We start from the raw sequence: 21,239 nt of genomic DNA, 5'->3' as shown, positions 1-21,239 counted from the left end.
CATAGGGGTGTACACAAGGCGAATTCCATACAGTTTCTTATACAGGGTAAAACCACCACAAAAGCGTTCGTCAATTTTACTTCCCATAGCATTAATCATTATGGGAATAGCGAGCAATACAAAAACCCAAGATGAAATATTTTCATCTTGGGGTGTGAGTCAAGTAATCATGTTTCTTATGCCTGTCAGGTGTCTGCTTTTCCATGTTAGATTCAGAGTTAAATAAGATTGCTCATCATCCTACATGTGACGAATATTTTGAAAAGCACCGTTCTCCGCTTTTCTTATTGCAATGCTACCCAGACACTCTTGACTTCAGTATAGTTATTTAATGCATAAGATCCCATTTCACGGCCAATTCCGGATGATTTGTATCCCCCGAAAGGTGATGCTGCATCGAATGCATTGTAACAGTTGATCCAGACTGTACCCGCACGCAGTTTGCCTGCTACATAGTGAGCCTTTGAAATATCCTGAGTCCAAAGTCCAGCTGCAAGGCCGTATTCGCTTGCATTTGCACGGTCGATCACCTCATCAAGGTCATCATAAGGCATAGCAGAAATAACAGGGCCAAAGATTTCTTCTTTAGCGATGGTCATGTCATCCCGTACATTAGCAAAAATCGTTGGCGACACAAAGTAACCATTTTCGTATGGCTGGCTTCCGCCGGTTAATAACTCTGCGCCTTCATTTTTACCTTTCTCAATATACCCCAATACGCGGTTATGCTGTTCTTCGGAAACCAGCGGTCCAATTTGAGTGTTAGGATCAAGTCCGGCACCCTGCTTAATATTTTTGGCATGGAGGGTCATATCAGCAACCACGTTATCATAATGTTTCTTTTGGATAAATACCCTTGAACCCGCACAGCAGACCTGCCCCTGATTAAACATAACCCCGTTTAGGGCTCCTGGGATTGCTCTTGACAGATCTGCATCAGGAAGGATGATATTTGGTGATTTTCCACCAAGCTCAAGCGTTACTCGTTTTAAGGAGTTCGCAGCTGATCTCATAATGATTTTTCCGACTTCTGTAGAGCCGGTAAAAGCAATTTTATCAACAAGCGGATGGTCTACAAGCGCCTTTCCTGCCGTTTCGCCAAAACCAGGAACGATGTTGACTACTCCTTCAGGGAAACCAGCTTCCTCAAATAATTCAGCCAGATAAAGTGCGGATAAAGGGGTCTGTTCAGCTGGCTTCAGAACAACAGTACATCCAGTTGCAAGCGCAGCACCCAGCTTCCACATGGCCATTAACAATGGGAAATTCCATGGGATGATCTGTGCGACAACACCGACCGCTTCATGGCGTGTATAGTTAAAATAATTTCCGCTGACCGGAATGGTCTGTCCTACGATTTTAGTTGCCCAGCCGGCGTAATAGCGCATATGCTCGATGGCAAGCGGAACATCTGCATTGGTTGTTTCTTGAATAGGTTTTCCATTATCTAAAGTTTCCAGCTGTGCCAGCTCTTCTTTGTTTTCTTCCATTAAATCCGCCAATTTATACATCAGGCGGCTTCTTTCAGCGGCGCTCATTCTTGACCAGGGACCCTTATCAAAGGCTTGGCGTGCAGCTCGGACAGCACGGTCAATATCTTCTTCAGATCCTTCAAATACTGTGGCCAATACTTCACCTGTAGCTGGATTAGGAGTGGTAAATGTCTTCTTAGAAGCACTTTCTACAAATTCACCATTGACATAAAACTTTTTGGTTCCCTGCAAAAATGTTCTCAGTTTTTCACTAACTTCCAATGTTACATTTGACATTAAAAAACCTCCCTTTAAGAAATGGCTTTCTGGTATGTAAGCCCTCTGTAAGCGATTACATAGATTAGTATAAAAGTAAATGTTGAAAAATTCAAAAATTAAGTCAAAGATTTTTTCGACAGCAAATTTCGTGTTTTTCCGCAAGAAAAGAACTGCACAAAAATGTGCAGCCAATTTTTTAACGTTTTCTTACAGTAAAGTTATCCTGGATCAGCAGCCAATTCTGAGGGAACGAAAGCCCAAGTTTCCAGTAGCTCATTCCCCGGAGATTTAATTCTTTTACAAGGTCAAATTTAGCCTGAATAGAGCGGGCGTCCTCAAACCAGACTTCATGGCGCCTGCCTTGATCGTCTGTATAGGTAAAAAAAGGTGCCTGAACTCTGGTGTCATATTGAATCTCGACGTTTTCACGTGCAGCCAGCTGTATGGCCTGCTGCGGGCTTAATGCTCGTGCAGTTGTTCCCTGTACAAACGGCAGGGTCCAGTCATATCCATATAGATTCTGGCCCATCATGATCTTACTTGAAGGCATCTCAGTAAGGGCATATTCTATCACTCTTCTAACCGGGCCGATAGGGGAAACTGCCTGGGCAGGACCTCCGCTGTAGCCCCATTCATAGGTCATAAGCACAACAAAGTCAGCAATTTCTCCGTGAGCTCTATAATCATGTGCCTCATACCATCTTCCTTGCTGTGTCCGGCTGGTTTTTGGAGCCAGTGCAGTGGACATCAGCCAGCCTTCCTGTTGAAACCGGGCCTTAGCTTTCCTGAGGAATTGATTATATGCTTCCCGGTCTTCCGGGCGGAGAAATTCGAAATCGAAATGGATGTCTCTGAATCCATACCGATTAGCTGTAGTTACGATATTGTTTAAGAATCTGTCCTGCACAGGGATATCGTTTAATAGTATTCGACCAAGTTCATCACTAAACTGGTCTTCTTCCTGATTGGTGATGACCATCATCAATACATTTCTATTTTCTCTGGCGATCTCTGGAAAATTATCAAGGAGCGGTTCTCTCAGACTTCCATTGCGCCTTGCCTGAAAACTGAAAGGAGCCAGATAAGTTAAAAAAGGGGCATTTCTCCTGGTATCAGTTATTAGAGCCTCTGCTACTGCGGTGCCCCTTGGTTCTACATAAGCATTAAATTCTGCGGTTCTTTTTGGAGCAGGTGGTATATATAATCTGAATCCAACCGTGAGGGGCTGCGTTACTGATATTTGATTAACTGATGCAAGCTGAGCCGGCGTTGTGTTAAATCTTCGGGCAATAGCCCACAGGCTGTCGCCAGGCTGAACGAAATAATAACGTCCTGTAATAGGTATGACCAATGTCTGACCCACTACTAAATCATTAGGATTTGGAACCTGATTAGCCGTAATGATGGCTTCAGCCGTTGTTCCAAAAGCATTGGCGATAGACGTCAGTGTTTGATTTCTTCTGATTACATGTATTTGCATTTCATACCTCCTAATAGCTGCAGATGCTATCACAATAGTATGTAAAGAAAGGAGGATACATGTATGAAATACAATGAAAGTTTACTCGACCTTTTTTAAAGGAAAGAAGAAAACCCGGCGAAAAGGGGAGTAATGAATGAACGGTTTCCCGTTATAGCAGGAATCGGGGAGTATAGAAGGCATCGTATTGGCTTCAATATCCGTTTTCGCTAATGTCATTTTCCACTGATCATGATGAATATCGCCCCTATAGAATTGACTTCCCCTATATGTAAACAAACAGTATCTTTCCATAAGCCAGTAATCCAGTGTTCCGGGCACAGCCGAAAACAGCTCTCCCTCGGGTTCATACGAGGCTTTAAATATTTCTTCTTTTTCTCCCGCAGGAGTTCTATTAGCAGTAAAGGTGATTACACCATTCTTTTTTTTATAACTCATCCTAGCAAGTTTATAGGGCAACGCGAAAAAAGTCTTAGCCCCTAACACTGATGGAAGATGGTTAGCATCCAGACTGAAAAAATAGATGCCGGGAATTCCATTAAACCTTACATAAGTACGCACGTTCAATTCCAGATAGGCATTCATAAATGGTATCGGCGGAAGCCCATGAAACCTCATTCCAGTAACCTTAAAAGGTGTGATAGTTATCCAGGCAGTACCCTCGAAGAGATCCAAATCTAGTCTTTTAGGAACTTTCTCCCTCAAAATTTCCACTGGAACAGGCCAATGCAAAAATAAAAGATCGTTCCACTCCTGTTTCATCAGCCAGGTGGAGGGAGGGAGCGGATAGGGTCTGTGGTCGATTTGCTTAAATTCTTTGTACATACAATTGCTCCTCACTCTGCTTTTCTATTACCATACCTCATATTCAATAAATTTAACTTAAAACAACAAAAAAAGCATAGGAAGCTGTGCGAGCAGAATTATATCAGCTGGTACATAGGTAATATGGTAAATAATTCTATATTAAAGACATTAGTTCTTTATTACTAGGTTTTTAGCCGGCAGAATAATAACTATTAATCTCTCTATTAGAAATAAAGCAAGAAAAATCAATGTATTTCTACTATTTTAGATTCTTCAGTCTGTTCTGTTTGTTATGAAAACTCTCTATATAAAAGAGGACTATCGACGGAGGAAGAAATTACTTTAAGCATATATAATTATTTTCGGTAAGCGATTCTGGCTCCTTAATTCCCAAAACACTCGTCAATGTGTCTATGAATGAGCGGATTGTGCCGGGAGCATTTATTCTATTTGAACTATTAGTATGTATTATTTACCTAAGTTTTAATCTACTGAAAGGTTGAGGATGAATGAAAAACAGCAAACTGAAAAAAATCGTCGCATCAACTGTTGCCGCAGGGATATTTTTAACACAAGTTTCAGTTCCGACATTCGCTTTTGCGAAAGAAAAAGAGAAAGGTAAGGAGCCAGATTCTTTTAATCTTCGAATCATGGAAACCACAGATATCCACACTAATCTATTAAGCTATGACTATTACAAAAATGCTTCATCTACTGCAGTTGGATTCTCCCGCACGGCTACGTTAATTAAAAATGCTAAAAAAGAAGTTAAAAACAGTGTTCTTGTTGATAATGGTGATTTAATTCAAGGAACACCACTTGGAACATATAAAGCAAAGATAGATCCACTTGAAAAAGGTGAAGTGCATCCAGTATACAAAGCGATGAATCAACTAGGCTATGATGCGGCTACCTTTGGAAACCATGAGTTTAACTATGGTTTGGACTACTTGAACGAAGCTATTAACGATGCGAATTTCCCCTATGTAAATGCAAACGTATATAAAGATGACCATGATAACAATCCCAATAATGATGTGAATCAGTTTAAGCCTTATATAATAGAAAATAAAAAAATCGTAGATAATTCTGGAAAAACAAAAGTAGTTAAAATCGGTTATATAGGTTTTGTTCCTCCGCAAATCACGGATTGGGATAAAGCGAATCTTGATGGCAAAGTAATTGCAAAAGGTATTGTTGATTCTGCTAAAAAGTTCATTCCACAGATGAAGGAAGAGGGAGCAGACGTTATCATTGCTATGGCCCATACAGGGTTTAATGGGGATGTAAACAGCACAGAAGATGTGGTTTATTCTTTAAGCAAGGTAGCAGATATTGATGCTATTACGTTCTCCCATACCCATAAGGTTTTCCCTGCATCAGATGAAAAGTCATTAGACGTACTTTTTAAAGGCAGCGATGGAAAGCCGCTTCCAGGAGTAGATAATACAAAAGGGACCATCAATGGAGTTCCAGCAGTACAAGCTGGTTACGGCGGTAATAACCTTGGCTTAATTGACCTTGTAATTGAAAAGGTTAAAGGACAATGGGAAGTAGCAAGCTCACAATCTTCTAATAGGAATATTACTGGGGCAGCAGAAGATCAGGGAGTAGTAAAAGCTGTAAAGGCTGATCATGATGCTACTGTCAAGTATGTAAATACACCAATTGGTACAACAACAGCACCAATCCACAGTTATTTCTCTCTTGTGCAGGATGACCCATCTGTACAAGTAGTAACAAATGCTCAAAAGTGGTATGTAGAAAAATACATTAATAGCAACAAACCGGAATATAAGGATCTCCCTATTCTTTCGGTTGGAGCTCCCTTCAAAGCTGGAAGAAATGGTGTAGAAGAGTATACAGATATTGCAAAAGGCGACCTCACTATCCGGAGTGCAGGAGATCTATATCTGTATGACAATACCCTAAAAGCTATAAAGGTAAAAGGATCCGTTGTAAAAGAATGGCTTGAGATGTCTGCAGGGAAGTTTAATCAAATCGTTCCCGGAAAGACAGAAGAGCAATCTTTATTAAATCCTTTATTTCCGGTTTATAATTTCGACATTATTGACGGAGTAACCTATCAGGTCGATGTAACAAAACCAGCCCGCTATGATTTGAAAGGGATTAAAGTAAATGATTCCAGCCGTATTACGAACTTAAAATACAAGGGACAGACTGTTGATCCTAATCAGGATTTCGTCGTAGTTACTAACAATTACCGTGCTGGCGGAGGCGGAAACTTCCCAGGAGTGAAGGGCAGCGAATATGTTGTGGACTCTGCGGATGAAAACCGTCAGATTTTAATGGATTATATTTCTGAAGTAAAAGAGATTAATCCAGAGGCTGATAATAACTGGTCATTTGCACCGATCTACAGCGATGTAAATGTAACATTCACTACCTCTCCAAAAGCAGCAGAGTATATTACTACAGGAAGCAAAATCAGTTATACAGGAAGCAAAGATGCAGCAGGCTTTGGGGTCTTTAAAATCAACTTAACTGAAAATCTTAATTTACAGCTGCTGGGAATTAACGATCTGCATGGACAATTGGATACAACATCAGAGTTCAGCGGAATAAAGCAGGGACGTGCTGATTATCTTGCAGCATATCTTAAGCAGAGAGAAGCAGAAAACCCGAATACTCTTTTAATCTCTGCAGGTGATGCAGTCGGTGCAAGTGCTCCGGTTTCATCAAAACTTCAGGATGAGCCGACTCTTGAATTCCTGAACATGATGGGATTCGATATTGGAACGGTTGGAAACCATGAGTTTGATAAAGGTGTAGCAACGTTAATGGCCCAGATTAAAGGCGGTAAATCACCAACAAAACCTGATGTTACATTCAAGGGACTTAACTTTCCTTATGTAGCAGCAAATGTGGTCTATAAAAGCACAAAGGAACCAATCTTGGATCCATATACAATTAAACACTTTAACGGAGTGGACGTAGGCTTTATCGGTGTGGTAACAAATGCCACGCCTTCAAAGGTAAGTCCCGCCGGAATTGAAGGGGTAGAGTTTATCCCTCAGGCAGAAGCGGTTAATAAAGCTGTTGTTGAACTCAAATCAAAAGGAATTGAAGCCATTGTAATCATTTCCCATGATCCAGGCAGCTTCAATTCTACAACTAAAGCTGTTACTGGAGAAGTAGCTGACTTAGCTAATGCTGTAGACGATGAGGTAGATGTAATCTTTGCAGGTGATAATCATGCTAGGTTAAACGACGTGGTAGATAATAAACTTATTGTTCAATCTTATTCTTATGGAACTGCGTTCTCTGATATAGATTTGGAGATTGATGCAAAAACAAAGGATATTATTAGCAAAAAAGCGGAAATCGTTACAGTTGATCAATCAAAAATTGCTCCTGATGAGGCAACTACTAAGCTGATCGATAAATACCTGGCTATGTTTCCAGAGCTGACTCAGCCGCTGGGTACTACAACTGCAAAAATTACAAGGGACAATGCTTATAATCAAGAAGCCCCTCTTGGAAACCTGATTGCAGATTCCATGAAAGCAAGCATCGCAGGCACTGACTTTGCTTTCATGAATCCAGGCGGTATTCGTGCAGATCTGCCGCAGGGAACCATTACTTATGCAGACCTTGCTAAAATCCAGCCTTTCGGTAATGTTTTAGTTCAGCTTGAACTTACAGGTGCCGACATTAAGACACTGCTCCAACAGCAGTGGGTAGTGGAAGGCAGCCCTAAGACTTTGCAAATTGCAGGCCTTAAGTATACAGCTGACTTTACTAAGCCAGTTACAGAGAGAGTAGCTGTCCTTACAAAAGCAGATGGCACACCGATACAAGATACTGCCAAATATAAAGTAGTAGTAAATGACTTTATGGCAAGCGGCGGAGATAACTACACTGTGTTAAGAGGCAAAGAACGCGTTTATGGCCCAGTAGACCTTGAAGCCTTTGTTCAATATGTTCAAGATACCTTTAATGGCGGAACAATCACTGCTGGCATCGAAGGCCGAATCACAAACATAAAATAAGAACACAATAAAGAGGAATGACAATGTGTCATTCCTCTTTATTTTATGGGGACAGTCCCCTATTTCCCACGCGAGAATTCCGCGAGGCAATAACGTTTTATGGGGGACAGTCCCCCATTTCCCAGGAGGTGATAGTATGCCAAGCGGAGAAGAACTGCGTCAGCTTCCAATGTCCAATATAGCGCCGGGAGCGGGAGCGGATCTGACTAAAGCAGACCGTGACCATTTAAGCAGAGTGGTGAGGGATGAACAGCCAGAGCCAGCTAAGGTAAGAGAGAAAAAGGACAGATAAAGATATAATCGATTTCTCCGTCATCTGAAAAGAAACGGAGATTTTTATTAGTCTTTTATGGAAGATATTTGTTGAGCTGAATTGTTGCCATTTACCTTACAAAATAGTCTTTTTTATGCTACAATAATATATTGGAAAAAGATTTTCCAACTGGATTACTACATAAGTGTTATTGCTTATTAATAAGAGGAGTTTTAGTTTTAAAATGAAGGAAATATATAGCGAAACAATTACCACTACGAATTCTGTATTAATACGATCCAAGAAAAAAAGACTCAGAAAAAAAATGCTTAAAAAATCTGAGGCTTCTCAGGTACAGGTCATTTTATTGGATTCTATTTCAAAAAAAGAAACAGCTTCGTCCTCTCAAAAAAACTTTGATGGCCTTCCAGTAACTTTTTTGCTTAAAGTAGGCAAGAAGTATTTAGCGGGAACGAAAGCAGTTCGTTATTATTATAAAGCCTCGGAAACCCAATATTATAAAAATCGGAGCGAATTGGAAATGTCTTTGATGGAAGAGTCAAAGAATCTGCCTGCCGCTCAACAAACAGAGTTCTGGGATACCATAGCTGCCAATCAAAAAGCATAAATAGTAGTAATAAACTTAGAAGTACTGGCAATTGGCCGGTACTTTTTTTTATTAAGTAACAATAAAGGTAACTGTATCCTGCTCTTCCTCTGTTACAACTTTAATTCCTCCAGCCGCTTCGATAGCTGCACCTAATGAATTTAGGATATCTGCGGTTATGGCCACTTTTTGCTGGTTAATTAGTTCCTGCTTATCAGTAATAAATATTTGGTTTGTTACAGAAATCGTTTCCAGTATCTGCCCAATTGTTTGAATCCATACTCCTGCAACTACCTGGTTTTCCCCGGGATTATCTGGATCTTTGCTTATCTTAAGCAAATCTGATAAGGCTATTGCTTCTATTACCGAGCCAACTAACTGCAGCCAGAGCCCGAGAACCACCTTCTTCTCCAGCTCATCTTCTATTTTTTTTCGTTCCTTCAGCTTTTCTTCATCCTTTATATCCTTTTTTTTATTAGACTCGTCAGCCACGCTGCCTCACTCCTTTTTAGTGCCTATGTCTAATTTATTCAAATTGGATAAAAAGTGTTTGAACATTGGACGATAAAAAATTGGTTTAAAAGACAAATGACAGCTTGGAAAAGGGAATGGGGAAAAAAGAGAATATAATTACGATTCTGACTAAATGGCATGGTAAATATAATTAGAAATTCTCTTGAGGCTATGTCGATGGGAGGCAAGCTCAAAGTTTGTACAAGAGTTAAATCTGATTATGTTCATATTAAGAACGCAGAAACAGGAATTGGATGAATGAAGAGCATTTGAAACATCTATTCTACAAAGGAAGGAAACGGAATTGAGCTCGGGATGAGGGTTGTGTATACCTAATAGCAGCAATGAAAGGTGATATTAAAGTAAAAAGTCAGCCTGGAAAAGGAACAGCATTTACGATCTTACTTATTCTTCAGCTGACCAGCGCGTAGAAATAGATTATAAGGCTCTAATTGATAAAAAGGAAACAGATTTATGAACTGTTGGATTCAGGAAAAATACATACTATGTGAATAGGGAGCAGTCTTCTGTACATGGCAATAATTAAAAAACCCTGCATAAGCAGGGCTCTCATCCAAAGAATATTATCTTTCTGCAACCTTATTCAAAAACTGCATAGTTCTCGGATTTTTTGTCGCATTAAATACTTCATCGGGTGTTCCTTTTTCAACGACAACACCGTCATCCATAAAAATCACCTGGTCGGCAGCTTCACTAGCAAACTTCATTTCATGAGTTACAACTACCATAGTCATGCCTTCATTTGCCAGGTCTTTCATTACCTTAAGGACCTCTCCAACCAGCTCAGGATCAAGGGCTGAGGTTGGTTCGTCAAATAGGAGCACTTCAGGGTCCATAGCCATCGCCCGTGCTATGCCCACGCGCTGCTGCTGGCCTCCTGATAACTGAAACGGATACATATCCGCCCGGTCTTGCAGGCCGACTTTCTCTAATAAAGACAGGGCTTTTTTTCTTGCCTCATCCTTTGAACGCTTTAGAACTGTTACCTGTCCCTCCATTACATTCTCGATAGCCGTCAAATGGGGGAATAGGTTATAGCTTTGGAAAACCATTCCTGTCTGCTTCCTGAATGAAACTATTTCTCCCTGTTTCAGACGGGAGTTTTCAGTTATTTGCAGCGTTTTATCTCCCAGGGTGATAGTTCCTTTATCAGGCATTTCCAATAAATTTAAACAGCGGAGGAGCGTTGTTTTTCCAGAACCTGAAGGTCCGATTATCACTGCCGTTTTTCCTTTATCGATTGAAAGACTTACACCTTTTAATACTTCCAGTTTATCAAAGCGCTTGTATAAATTATCAATTGTGATCATGGCTAACCCTCCACTATTTCGCTACGCCGCGGCCATACCGTATTTCGAGCTTATCCTGAAGATAAGAAAGCACAGTACTAAATATTAAGTAAATAAAGGCTACTTCAATATATAGCCAGAGGGGTTCGTACGTAACAGCAGCAATCTGCTGTCCCTTTTGGAATAGTTCGGTAACTGTAATGGTGGCTGCCAGAGAAGTATCTTTAACAAGGCTTATAAATGAATTTCCAAGCGGCGGCAGAGAAACACGTATCGCCTGCGGGAGGACAATTCTCTTCATAGCCTGAGATTTTGTCATGCCTATGCTAAAGGCAGCTTCCCATTGTCCTTTATTAATAGATTGTATGGCAGCACGGATAATTTCTGAGCTGTAAGCTCCCTTATTCAGGGTAAAAACAATAACAGCGGCCATAAATGGATCAAGGGTAATTCCTACGCTCGGCAGTCCATAAAAAATGATAAACAACTGAACTAATAATGGCGTTCCTCTGAAAATCCAGACATAAAATCTAGTAAGCAAAACAAGCGGCTTAAATCCAGAGATCCGTGCAACTGCCGTAAAGAAAGCCAGAATAAGACCAAGGGAAAAAGTGATTAAGGTTAAAGGGATGGTGAACTGTAAACCAGCCTTTAAAATAGGAAAAAAGGAATCACTAAGGATTCCTATAATTCGTTCTGTACGTTCATCTCCAAACATATACGATCTCTTCCTTTACTTCGATACGTCTGTGCCGAACCATTTTTTAGATATTTTTTCGAACGTACCGTCTTTTTTCATATCTCCAAGAGCACCATTGACAGCATCGATTAATTCTTTATTGTCTTTGCGGAAAAGAAATGCACTCTCAGCAGCATCTTTTTCTGTATGGGCAATTTTGATTGGAAGTTCTGGGCGCTGCTTTTTTAAATCTAAATATGAAAGGCTATCGTTTAAAGTAGCATCAGCTCGCTTAGAGGTAACCAAATCTATAGCCTGGTTAAAGCCCTCTACTCCTGTTATTTTCGCGCCATGCTCTTCTGTTGTTTTACGGTAGTTGCTTGTTAAGGACTGGGCAACCGTTTTGCCTTTCAAGTCGTCAAGTGATTTTATATCTTTGTTGTCTTCTCTGACAACTAAAACTGCTTTTGAAATCGTATAAGGATCTGAAAAATCGTATTTTTCTTTACGCTCATCGTTAATCCCTACCTGATTAGCTACCATATCATAACGTTTAGCATCCAGGCCAGCAATCATTCCATCCCATTTTGTTTCGACAAATTGCGGCTTAATATCTAATCGCTTAAACACTTCTGTTGCAACTTCAACGTCAAATCCTGTTAATTTTCCAGCTTTATCATGGAAAGTGAAAGGAGCATATGTACCTTCAGTTCCAATCGTAATGGAACCTTTTTCTTGTATTTTATCGTAAGTGCTTTGTGCTTCTTGTTTCTTTTCGCCCTCTTTATTACCCTCTTTTCCATTATTTCCGCCGCATGCAGCAAGAGCAAGAACTAAAACAAGAGTGAAAATACTTAATACTAATTTTTTCATGCTGTACTGTAACCCCCAGTATTTTTATAGGTTTTATAAACAATGTTACTAGATTAAATCAGTAACCCATAAAAGTCAACGAATTTATAGGTATTCTTCCCTCTAGACAGAGCAATATTCCAGTAGTCTAAGAAAAGTTTAATATAAATCTTAAGTATTAGAGGAACAAGTATTTAGTACGACTAATTTCCCTCTATAAAAAACAAATCATCAGACTTAATAATTACTCCGTAAATGACAAATGGGAAATATTAACTGAATTTACTAAATTTACTGAAAAAATATTGTTTCTGATTTTAAAACTGCTTATGATGGAAACGTATCAACTTAAAAGAGGAGGAGTTTATATGGGCAAAAGGAACGTACTGCTAAGTGTTTTACTTGCAGGTGGACTAGCAGTTTCAAGTATACCTATCAACGTGCTGGCACATGATGAATTAGGCGGCGTTTTAATCGAAAAGGGAACAGGCGCCGGCTATAATGACATAAATGCTCCAGTTATTGAGGGCAGTAAGAATTTATCCCATCTCCATGAGGCTGCTGCTCCAGAAATGAAAATTGTACGTGAAGACGGAAAAGCGAATAGCTTTGGCGATGTGTATGCCTACAAAGGTTTTGCTTATTTAGGCACTCATACGAAAAATGGCGGGAATGGAGGAGTAAGGGTTTTTGACCTGAAGGATCCAGCCAATCCTAAGGAAGTAACTGTTTTTGGAAATAATGATATTCCAGGAACCTGGCAGGAAAAAGTGATTGTTAAAACTGTACATACACCAGACTTTCAAGGTGATCTTGCTGTGGTCAGCGTACAGCAAACCAGCAGATCAAATCCGGTCTCAAAAGGCGGATTCCTTCTGTATGATGTTACTAATCCATATGAGCCAAAAAAGCTAGGATTCTACGAAGTGACTAAAAAAACAAACGGAACACATGAACTATACCTCACAACGCAAGGAGATAAGGCGATAGTGCTGGCGGCGAATCCGTATGCTGACTATTACAGCCATGGCGCTGAAAAAGATTTTCAAATTGTGGATGTAAGCAATCCTTCAAAGCCGAAAAAGGTGTGGGAATTTGACCCTCGCACAGTTAAAGGGGTGCCCGCAGATTTCGATGGATACAACTGGAAATCGCCAGATGGGAAAACTAGGCCAGTTTTTAACCACAGTACAATGGTAGATGGAAAGTATGCTTATGTGTCTATGTGGGATTTAGGAACCGTCATATTTGATATTAGCTCCCCAGAAAACCCAGTATATTTGGGGCGGACAGAATTCGGCTCAAAACAGCAGGGTTCTGCACACTCATCAGCCCTTGCCAAAGGCGGGAATGTTTTAGTAGAAACTCGAGAAGTTTATGCACCAGTCAAAGATGGCTTTGAACAAGCCTACGGGTACACTAGAATTTTTGATGTGAAAGACAAGACTAATCCGAAGTTGTTAAGTGAATTTAAAACGGAATTGTATGACAATATCGAAAATGGAACCACTTTTGCCAATACGGTTCATGATCCTAAGGTCCAGGGTAATACCCTTTATTTGTCTCATTATGCAGGTGGTGTGCGTGCAGTTGATATTACAGATCCAAGCAATCCTGTGGAGATTGGAAAATATGTGCCGGAGCAATCAAATATCTGGGGTGTTTTCTTAGATCGAAACTATATCCTTGCTTCGGATATTAATTCGGGCCTGAAAGTTTTGCAAAAAAACGTTGGTTCTCCTGGAGCAACTGAAAATATTTTAAAAGATAGATTATTTAATTAAAGGAAAAAGCTCAGGCTTCTTAGAAAAGAAATCTGAGCTTTTCATTTTTATCAAATCAGTTCCTCTTTTGCAAGCTTCCAGTAATATCTACCTAGTGCGGTAAGCTTGCAGCCTTTGCTGTCCCTTGCTGCATAAAAAAGGTGCGGAGAATCTATGGGAGTTAATAGCCTGGCATTTCTAAGTGACTGAAATGACCGGAAAATTCTTTCGTTTTCTATATGATTGTGTCCAAAGTGTTTTTCAAAGGAGGGATCAAGCTTGTACTCGTCAGTGGGTAGATTGAAATATTGCGGCAAAGATCTGAGGGTTTCGATTGGAATATCAGGAATGCATCTTCTTAGAGGACTTAGTTTAGAGACATGTGATTTAAATAAAGGACGCTGATCCCAGGGGCCTAATGCTTGATCTACATATGCATAAAGACTCGCAGCATTAATATTTCCAAGCACATCAGCAGCTCCTCCATCAAGTGCATTGTAAATAAGAGAGGTGAATATTCCGCCGCCGTCTTCTTCATAGGAGGCCTGGGTGGATCGGCTGGATGTGATGACCGTTATCCCTTCACGAAGCAAGGCCTTTTCATTATATACTGGAGGAGACTGGCCAAACGCGCCGCTGTGGCAGCAGTCCAAGAGAATAATCACCTCACGAACTCTGGATTCGTTTGCCATGGCCAAAATTGAATCCATGGGAATTCCTTCATCATATGCTTCAGCATCCTGTGTAACAAGATAACCTCCTAAGTTATTCACCGTTCCGTGGCCAGAAAAATAAAACAGGGCGATATCTGCTTCATGTTCAAGAAGCTCTTGGATTTCTAGATAGAGTGAACTTCTGGTTACTTCATGCTGATTAGAAAGCAGCAGCCGGCAATGAAAATTTGGGGAACCGTCTTCATTTCTTCTTAACATTTCCTCAAGCTTTTTTGCGTCCCGAATGCAGCCTGTCAGAGGTGACTCGTTATAGTGATTGATTCCAACCAGCAAAGCCTTCCTCATGGAATCTCCCCGCTTTCATTCTTCAATCTTTATTTACTAACATTGTATATGACGTTTGCAAAATAGAAAGCTTCCTTTGAACTAGTTTTTCACAAATAAAAGTCATTAAAAATACTGAGAAAGTAGGAAGGAGAAATGAACGGGTTTTTCTAATAAATAACTAACAGCTCTTCTAAGAAGCAGACCGCGCTTGATACACAGTTTTACATGTTTACTGGCTATATCCATATCCGTGATAAGGGGAGGATTACACATGGAGATTTCAGAACTTGCCGTAAGATTGCTCATCATCTTCTTTCCAGGAATGCTGGCTACTCTTTTATATGATACATTCACAAGAAGGAAAAAAAGAGATTATAATGTCTTTATTACCTACTCATTCGTAATTGGATTTCTCTCCTATTTTGTTCTTTATCTCTTCATTGATTTTCTTCGCCTGCTGGGAATGCCAGTAAGGCAAATAACCTTTCTCACCTATTTATTTAATTCGGAATCACCTATTGTAATAAGAGAAGTAGTTCTTGGAAGTGTTATTGCACTCGTTATTGCTTTCCTATGGTCTTACTCATTCAGGTACAAATGGATGCAGAGGCTTGCAGTCAGGTTTAAAGTCTCTAAGCAATTCCACGAAAAAGATGTATGGTCAGAAATACTTAACATGGAGGAAACTCCATGGGTAGTTATTAGGGACTATGAGCGGGATAGAATGTATCAAGGCTGGATCGCCTATTATTCTGATACATTTCAGGAAAATGAGCTATTCTTGAGAGACGTCATTGTATATGAGAATAACAGCGGCAGGAAACTTTATGAAGTGATGGGACTATATCTGACTCTAGACCCAGCCAATTTGCAAATTGAGTTTCAGAGCACAGGAGGGGATTAATTATGAACAATAAGGACTTTAAACAAGCCAAAATAAAAAAAGGAGGCATCAATCCTCCTCCAAAAAAACCAAGGCCGCCTGCGCCTCCTCCTGCAAATGGTGAAAAGAAGGAAGGGCAATAAAATAGGAAAGAAACAGTTCGAGTCTGATCATTCTTCTAAATAGCCTATATTAAGATGTGCTTCTGGTTCATTGTGTATTAGAGGTTTTATTGCAATATTTCAATGGAAGAGCACTGGAATAGGGGTTATTCCGGTGCTCTTATTGCTTTGGTTTAAATTAAAAATATTTTAGAAAGTATTCTTTTGTTAATAAGGGGACAGGGATATAAATGATTCTATACAAATACTTAACATATTGAATATTTTGAAAATATTTATTGTTATACTTATTTTCAAGTGGTATATTATGCGTATACATAGAAAAAAATACCATTTTATTAAGAAATGGAGAGAACAAATTGTTTGAACATATAGGAAATATTATTAAGATTAATAGAATCAAACAAGATATTTCTCAAGAACAGCTTTCTCGGGGGATATGTTCTATATCTTATTTAAGCAAGCTGGAGAATGGCAAAATTATTGGCTCCGTGGATATGATTCAGCCGCTTCTCAAGGAATTAAATCTTGAGATTGATTTAGAAGAAGTAAATCAAGAGATGCAAATTATTAAGGAAAACCTAAATAACCTAAACTATAAATTATTTTCTGGAAAACTTAATAGTTCTGATGAATTAGAACTGGACTTACTTGCAAACAGAATATCGAAATATTCAAATGTTGATATAAACGCCTATTATCTTTTAGTAAAATTGAGAGATGCAACTATTAAACGCAGTCTGCAATCAGCTGAACGGATTATCAACCAAATCAAATCAATATACGATCAAATCTCCGGGTATAACAAGTCATTATTTTGTATCTACACAGCCCATAAGCTGTTAATAGAAAATAAGCATCAAGAAGCAAAAATAAAGCTGACGGAAGTTCTCTCTCAAGAAAATGTTTCCTTAGAAAGATGGCTGAAGGGATACCTTTATTATCTGATGTCATTATGTGAAAACCACGATTACCGAATTTCTTCTTGTTTATTATATGTAGAGAAAGCACTCATCATATTTCAGGGTGAATATTACCTGAGCAGATGTATGGATTGCTTAATGATTAAAGGGATTAATTATTTAAGATTAAACGAATTGGAAAAAGCAGAAGAATCATTTGCTATTTGTGAAAATCTATTACTGAAGGAACCTGATACAGGACGGCAGCTGAAAGTATTGCATAACCGGGCTTTAATTTTGCAGAAAAGAGGCCGAAATGAAGAAGCTATTAGTTATTTGTTAAATACAGTCCATATGAAACAAGAACTTAATAAAGCCAATAGCGAATCTCTTAATTTTTCAATCTATGTTTTAGCTAAGACCTATTATAAATTACATAATATTGAGGAATGCAGAAAATGGCTGAGCCAAATTGAATATAATCCAGCTCCCTCTACTATACATAGAGAGCTGGCTATTATGAATTTTTTATGTAAAGCTGAGGAAGAAACGGAAATGCTAGGGCATACCGCTTTTCTAATAAAGGAACTAAAGAATGAAAAAAAGTGGAACGAAGCAGCGGAGTTTTGTTTTCTCATTGGCCAAAAATATCACTCTCTTAAACAATATAAAAAAGCTAGCAATCATTTTAAATCAGCCTATTTAGCTCAATCAAAATTAGCTACCTGAAAAGCCCATTTTGAAAAATGGGCGAAAGCATTCTTTATAAGGAAAAACACTCACGCTTTCTATGGCTGAACCAGCAAATGGTGCAGAAGAATATAATGAAGAGTTTATGTTTCAAAGCTTAAAATGAGGGGAAACGGGGGATACTTGATCTGCCGTTTTTATCTTTTTTTGATGTCTTAATAAATGTTCATTTCTAAATGTATTACTTTAACTTCACATAAAAGGGCTTATATTTCTTAGCTTTTAAGAATAATGTATTATGAGCCAAGTTTACGTGCCAAGAGTTTAAGTAGATTTACAGAGCAGGGGTTCGTTTTTGGAATAGAAAAAAACTCCTAGAACCTATAAGGTTCTAGGAGTTTTCATGATGGAGACTAGCGGGATCGAACCGCTGACCTTTTGGCTGCCAGCCAAACGCTCTCCCAGCTGAGCTAAGCCCCCGAATATCGACAAGATTTATTTTATAGTGAAATGAGAGAAAAAACAAGGGGTTCAGTAAATTTTTTTTTAAATGAGTCTTTCTTTTCCAATAGGGACCTGGATTTATGTAATCCTATTATATAACACGACTGTAATTGTATGTAATATTACCGAAAACCCTGTGTAATTTAATGCTGTTAAAATAAAGAGATACTTTTGTGTCCATTTACATGATAGTTCGGAAGGATACAGAGCGCTTTGTTTTTTATGAAGGAGGATATAGATGGAATCACATGTGAGAAAATCACTGGAAGAATGGAAGGAAGAAATTGGCGTCTTACTTCATGAAATTGATGAAGAATATGAACAGGTTAAAAAAGAACTTCAAGTATACATGTATAAATTCAGCATTACCAAACAAGTTGTTCAGTCTACTGCTAACCCTGATTTAAATAGAAAGATTCGTGACCTTTATCATGAACCGTTTCAGGCGAAGTATAATGAATTAAAAGAGTACATAAAAGATTTAGAAGAGAAGAAGAGAGTTTTTCAAATGTTTGTGGATAAAATCGACAAGGTAAAGGATAAGGAAGAAACAAAGCCATATGCCGCTGCTTTAACAGAATAAAACGTAAACTATTATAAAAATGCCGCCTAAAAAGGTGGCATTTTTGTGTGTTAATTTATAGACCTTCGATTTCAACAGCTCTTATACCGGTAACTTTTGAAACAGAATAATACACATTGGTCGTCGTTCGTTTTTGATTAACTGTAACTTTTAGCTGAACTAGATATTCCTCATTGTTTAGGTCTTTTATACGGACGTTCTTGATTTCAATTTCTTCTTTCTTTATCTGAGCAATAATAGATTCAATTTCTTTTTGCTCGGATACTGTCAGCCGCAAAAGTATTTCTTTTTCCCGTAATTGTTTAGGTCCAATGAAATGCATTAAGTAAGGGATAAACTCAACACTCAGCATAAGCATAATAACGCCTGCTGTAGATTCCCAGTAATAGCCTGCTCCGACCGCAATTCCTATACCGGCTGCTCCCCATATCATCGCAGCAGTCGTTAACCCAGTTACTGTATCGTTCCCTCTGCGTAGAATTACACCTGCACCTAAAAATCCGATTCCCGAAACAATTTGTGCTGCGAGCCTTAAAGGATCCATTGTAATATTAACTTGCCCATCGCCGGGAAAAAAATAAGCCGATTCAATAGAAACAGCAGTCAGTAAGCAGCTGACAATAGATATGACGAGACAAGTTTTTAGGCCGAGGGGCTTTCGTTTAATTTCGCGTTCAAGACCTATGATTAAACCAAGAATAGCAGCGAAGCTTAGCTTGATAAAAATGTTTTCATCTAAGGTTAAATCCATTTAAAGTTCACCGCCATTTGTAAGGTTTACAGTAAGATATGTTATATTGAAGCCATCTAAAACAGATAATTCATATACCACCGTTAATTTAAATTAAAACTTATATAGGAAAGAATGTACGAAACGATTAAAATAAATAGTACAACAAGTACAAGGAGGCAAAAATGCAAGAACCGAAAATTAATCCCTATTTAATCATGGCAATTGGTGTGATCTCTGTTTCAACTTCAGCCATTTTTGTTAAATTATCTTCTGCCCCTTCCGGCGTAATAGCTTTTTACAGGATCCTTTTTTCGGCTCTGCTCACAATGCCTGTATTTTTAATCAAATACCGGCATGAGCTAAGAAATATAACAAAAAAAGATTGGCTATATACCGTTTTATCTGGTAGCTTCCTGGCCTTCCATTTTATTCTTTGGTTTGAATCGCTTAATTACACATCTGTAGCAAGTTCTACAGTTCTCGTAACCCTTCAGCCGCTATTTGCTTTCGCCGGCACTTTTATCTTTTTTAAAGAACGGTACTCAAAGACTGCGGTTTTCAGCGGTGTTATTGCAATTGCAGGGAGTGTGTTAATCAGCTGGGGAGATTTCAGGGTCAGCGGTGAGGCGCTATGGGGAGATGTTTTAGCCCTCATCGCTTGCTTATTAGTAACTATATACATGCTATTCGGGCAGACAGTACGCAAAAGGATGAATTTAATCACATATACTTTTCTTGTATATACAATCAGCGCGTTTGTTCTGTTGGGATATGTGCTTGCTGTCGGAGAACCTCTAGGACCATACCCGGTGTCCGACTGGGTATACTTTAGCCTTCTTGCGGTCATCCCAACTTTATTGGGCCACACTCTTTTTAATTGGTCGATAAAATGGCTTAGTGCCAGTACCATTTCTATGGGGATACTGTTTGAACCGGTGGGTGCCTCGATCCTCGCTTACTATTTACTAAAAGAACAGGTTGTATGGACTCAGGTTTCTGGAGCTGCTATCGTAATAGGAGGTATTATTCTATTTATTATGGATGAAAGAAAAACGAGGATGAGAATTAAATTAAAAAATCAACAGACAGTACAATCTATGTAAAAAACAGCAAAGCTCAAATGAGCTTTGCTGTTTTTATTTTTGAAAGACAATAGTAAAAATAGAAAACAGGAAAGCAAGCGGAACGGATAAAATTAAAAAAGTGCCATCTACTTTGCCTTCTGTATTGCTGATTTTTATTGCCTCAGCATAAGCGGTACTAAATAATAGAAGTGTCATTGCAAAAGATACGAGTAACCCTACAAGTTTAAGCTCCATCTAATTACTCCTTTAACAGTTATATTTATCAATGTATTCATTAGCAGATGGCGATATGACAATAATATAAATAGAGAAGAACGGCTTCTTTCGTTAGAAATTACTTTTCTAAAAAAACTTTTCTTAAAGGTGTTGCAAAGTTTATTTGCTCATGGTATATTATATTTCGCCGCTAAGAACGGCAGCAAATGATCAATCAAATAAAAACAACAACTTAAAAGCTATTTTGAAAAAGTTGTTGACAAAACGATTGAAATTAAGGTATGATAATAAAGTCGCTTTAACGAGTGACGCTATGAAATTGTCCTTTGAAAACTGAACGAAACAAGACGCCAAGCGTATTTTTCTTTCGAGAAAAATACAAAAACAAGTTTTAAACTTTAAGAGCTATATCAAACATTCTTCGGAGAGTTTGATCCTGGCTCAGGACGAACGCTGGCGGCGTGCCTAATACATGCAAGTCGAGCGGATGGA

The 21,239-nt window shown here is 38.8% G+C and carries 18 protein-coding genes, 1 tRNA gene and 1 rRNA gene; 9 read left to right on the top strand and 11 right to left on the bottom strand.

The genetic code is table 11. The annotated features are described in order from the left end of the window. Nucleotides 1-284: 284 nt before the first annotated feature. The 3 genes from JOC77_RS19815 to JOC77_RS19805 all read right to left on the bottom strand — a co-directional run bounded on the left by JOC77_RS19815 (nucleotide 285) and on the right by JOC77_RS19805 (nucleotide 4,056). Nucleotides 285-1,769, bottom strand: coding sequence for an aldehyde dehydrogenase family protein (locus tag JOC77_RS19815; protein WP_204547699.1), 1,485 nt, complete (start codon nucleotides 1,767-1,769; stop codon nucleotides 285-287). A 178-nt stretch (nucleotides 1,770-1,947) separates the two neighbouring features. Continuing rightward, nucleotides 1,948-3,231: a glycoside hydrolase family 18 protein gene (locus JOC77_RS19810; RefSeq protein ID WP_204547697.1), complete on the bottom strand. Its 1,284-nt coding sequence runs from the start codon at nucleotides 3,229-3,231 to the stop codon at nucleotides 1,948-1,950. A gap of 81 nt (nucleotides 3,232-3,312) precedes the next feature. Then, nucleotides 3,313-4,056 carry a YqjF family protein gene (locus JOC77_RS19805; protein ID WP_204547687.1) on the bottom strand — a complete coding sequence of 248 codons (744 nt, stop codon included), beginning with the start codon at nucleotides 4,054-4,056 and terminating at the stop codon, nucleotides 3,313-3,315. 491 nt (nucleotides 4,057-4,547) lie between these two features. On the opposite strand from JOC77_RS19805, the gene JOC77_RS19800 reads away from it, so the two are divergent. The 3 genes from JOC77_RS19800 (at nucleotide 4,548) to JOC77_RS19790 (ending at nucleotide 8,932) form a co-directional block, all read left to right on the top strand. Next, the gene (locus JOC77_RS19800) at nucleotides 4,548-8,051 is read left to right on the top strand and encodes a bifunctional 2',3'-cyclic-nucleotide 2'-phosphodiesterase/3'-nucleotidase (RefSeq protein WP_204547684.1); all 3,504 of its coding nucleotides are present in this window, start codon (nucleotides 4,548-4,550) and stop codon (nucleotides 8,049-8,051) included. A 136-nt stretch (nucleotides 8,052-8,187) separates the two neighbouring features. Further along, nucleotides 8,188-8,343 (top strand): hypothetical protein, encoded by a 156-nt coding sequence (locus tag JOC77_RS19795; protein ID WP_204547668.1) that lies wholly within the window; start codon nucleotides 8,188-8,190, stop codon nucleotides 8,341-8,343. Between the two features lie 205 nt (nucleotides 8,344-8,548). Then, the gene (locus JOC77_RS19790) at nucleotides 8,549-8,932 is read left to right on the top strand and encodes a hypothetical protein (protein WP_204547665.1); all 384 of its coding nucleotides are present in this window, start codon (nucleotides 8,549-8,551) and stop codon (nucleotides 8,930-8,932) included. A 51-nt stretch (nucleotides 8,933-8,983) separates the two neighbouring features. Here JOC77_RS19790 and JOC77_RS19785 read toward each other — a convergent pair whose 3' ends face one another. The 4 genes from JOC77_RS19785 to JOC77_RS19770 all read right to left on the bottom strand — a co-directional run bounded on the left by JOC77_RS19785 (nucleotide 8,984) and on the right by JOC77_RS19770 (nucleotide 12,286). Beyond that, a complete protein-coding gene (locus JOC77_RS19785) occupies nucleotides 8,984-9,403 on the bottom strand; it encodes a hypothetical protein (protein ID WP_204547662.1) in 420 nt (139 codons plus the stop codon). A 605-nt stretch (nucleotides 9,404-10,008) separates the two neighbouring features. Continuing rightward, the gene (locus JOC77_RS19780) at nucleotides 10,009-10,755 is read right to left on the bottom strand and encodes an amino acid ABC transporter ATP-binding protein (protein WP_204547659.1); all 747 of its coding nucleotides are present in this window, start codon (nucleotides 10,753-10,755) and stop codon (nucleotides 10,009-10,011) included. A gap of 13 nt (nucleotides 10,756-10,768) precedes the next feature. Beyond that, nucleotides 10,769-11,452, bottom strand: a complete 684-nt coding sequence (locus tag JOC77_RS19775; RefSeq protein ID WP_204547656.1) for an amino acid ABC transporter permease — start codon at nucleotides 11,450-11,452, stop codon at nucleotides 10,769-10,771. A 15-nt stretch (nucleotides 11,453-11,467) separates the two neighbouring features. Continuing rightward, on the bottom strand, nucleotides 11,468-12,286 hold the full coding sequence (locus JOC77_RS19770) for an amino acid ABC transporter substrate-binding protein (RefSeq protein ID WP_204547653.1): 819 nt from the start codon (nucleotides 12,284-12,286) through the stop codon (nucleotides 11,468-11,470). A 347-nt stretch (nucleotides 12,287-12,633) separates the two neighbouring features. On the opposite strand from JOC77_RS19770, the gene JOC77_RS19765 reads away from it, so the two are divergent. Continuing rightward, nucleotides 12,634-14,049: an LVIVD repeat-containing protein gene (locus JOC77_RS19765; RefSeq protein WP_204547650.1), complete on the top strand. Its 1,416-nt coding sequence runs from the start codon at nucleotides 12,634-12,636 to the stop codon at nucleotides 14,047-14,049. 50 nt (nucleotides 14,050-14,099) lie between these two features. Here JOC77_RS19765 and JOC77_RS19760 read toward each other — a convergent pair whose 3' ends face one another. Continuing rightward, complete coding sequence (locus JOC77_RS19760) at nucleotides 14,100-15,047, bottom strand: caspase family protein (RefSeq protein ID WP_204547635.1); 948 nt, start codon at nucleotides 15,045-15,047, stop codon at nucleotides 14,100-14,102. A 253-nt stretch (nucleotides 15,048-15,300) separates the two neighbouring features. On the opposite strand from JOC77_RS19760, the gene JOC77_RS19755 reads away from it, so the two are divergent. Both JOC77_RS19755 and JOC77_RS19750 read left to right on the top strand, forming a co-directional pair. After that, nucleotides 15,301-15,933: a DUF6338 family protein gene (locus tag JOC77_RS19755; RefSeq protein WP_204547633.1), complete on the top strand. Its 633-nt coding sequence runs from the start codon at nucleotides 15,301-15,303 to the stop codon at nucleotides 15,931-15,933. A 460-nt stretch (nucleotides 15,934-16,393) separates the two neighbouring features. Further along, nucleotides 16,394-17,665 (top strand): helix-turn-helix domain-containing protein, encoded by a 1,272-nt coding sequence (locus JOC77_RS19750; RefSeq protein ID WP_204547630.1) that lies wholly within the window; start codon nucleotides 16,394-16,396, stop codon nucleotides 17,663-17,665. Between the two features lie 368 nt (nucleotides 17,666-18,033). On the opposite strand, the gene JOC77_RS19745 is transcribed toward JOC77_RS19750, so the two are convergent. Continuing rightward, nucleotides 18,034-18,106: transfer RNA gene (locus tag JOC77_RS19745), tRNA-Ala, on the bottom strand. A gap of 262 nt (nucleotides 18,107-18,368) precedes the next feature. Here JOC77_RS19745 and JOC77_RS19740 point away from each other — a divergent pair. Next, on the top strand, nucleotides 18,369-18,713 hold the full coding sequence (locus JOC77_RS19740) for a hypothetical protein (protein WP_204547627.1): 345 nt from the start codon (nucleotides 18,369-18,371) through the stop codon (nucleotides 18,711-18,713). Nucleotides 18,714-18,768: 55 nt separating this feature from the next. On the opposite strand, the gene JOC77_RS19735 is transcribed toward JOC77_RS19740, so the two are convergent. Then, entirely contained in the window at nucleotides 18,769-19,464 is a 696-nt protein-coding gene (locus tag JOC77_RS19735; protein WP_204547624.1) for an MgtC/SapB family protein, read from the bottom strand. Between the two features lie 164 nt (nucleotides 19,465-19,628). On the opposite strand from JOC77_RS19735, the gene JOC77_RS19730 reads away from it, so the two are divergent. After that, nucleotides 19,629-20,549 carry a DMT family transporter gene (locus tag JOC77_RS19730; RefSeq protein ID WP_204547621.1) on the top strand — a complete coding sequence of 307 codons (921 nt, stop codon included), beginning with the start codon at nucleotides 19,629-19,631 and terminating at the stop codon, nucleotides 20,547-20,549. A 33-nt stretch (nucleotides 20,550-20,582) separates the two neighbouring features. Here JOC77_RS19730 and JOC77_RS19725 read toward each other — a convergent pair whose 3' ends face one another. Continuing rightward, complete coding sequence (locus tag JOC77_RS19725) at nucleotides 20,583-20,765, bottom strand: hypothetical protein (RefSeq protein WP_204547618.1); 183 nt, start codon at nucleotides 20,763-20,765, stop codon at nucleotides 20,583-20,585. A gap of 400 nt (nucleotides 20,766-21,165) precedes the next feature. Between JOC77_RS19725 and JOC77_RS19720 the strand changes: the two genes are divergently transcribed. Then, a 16S ribosomal RNA gene (locus JOC77_RS19720) occupies nucleotides 21,166-21,239 on the top strand; the annotation flags it as partial.

The organism is Peribacillus deserti (genome assembly GCF_016909175.1).
Lineage (GTDB): Bacteria > Bacillota > Bacilli > Bacillales > DSM-1321 > Paraperibacillus > Paraperibacillus deserti.
The sequence above is the reverse complement of the archived record's forward strand: the minus strand, read 5'-3'. Positions and strand labels throughout refer to the sequence as shown.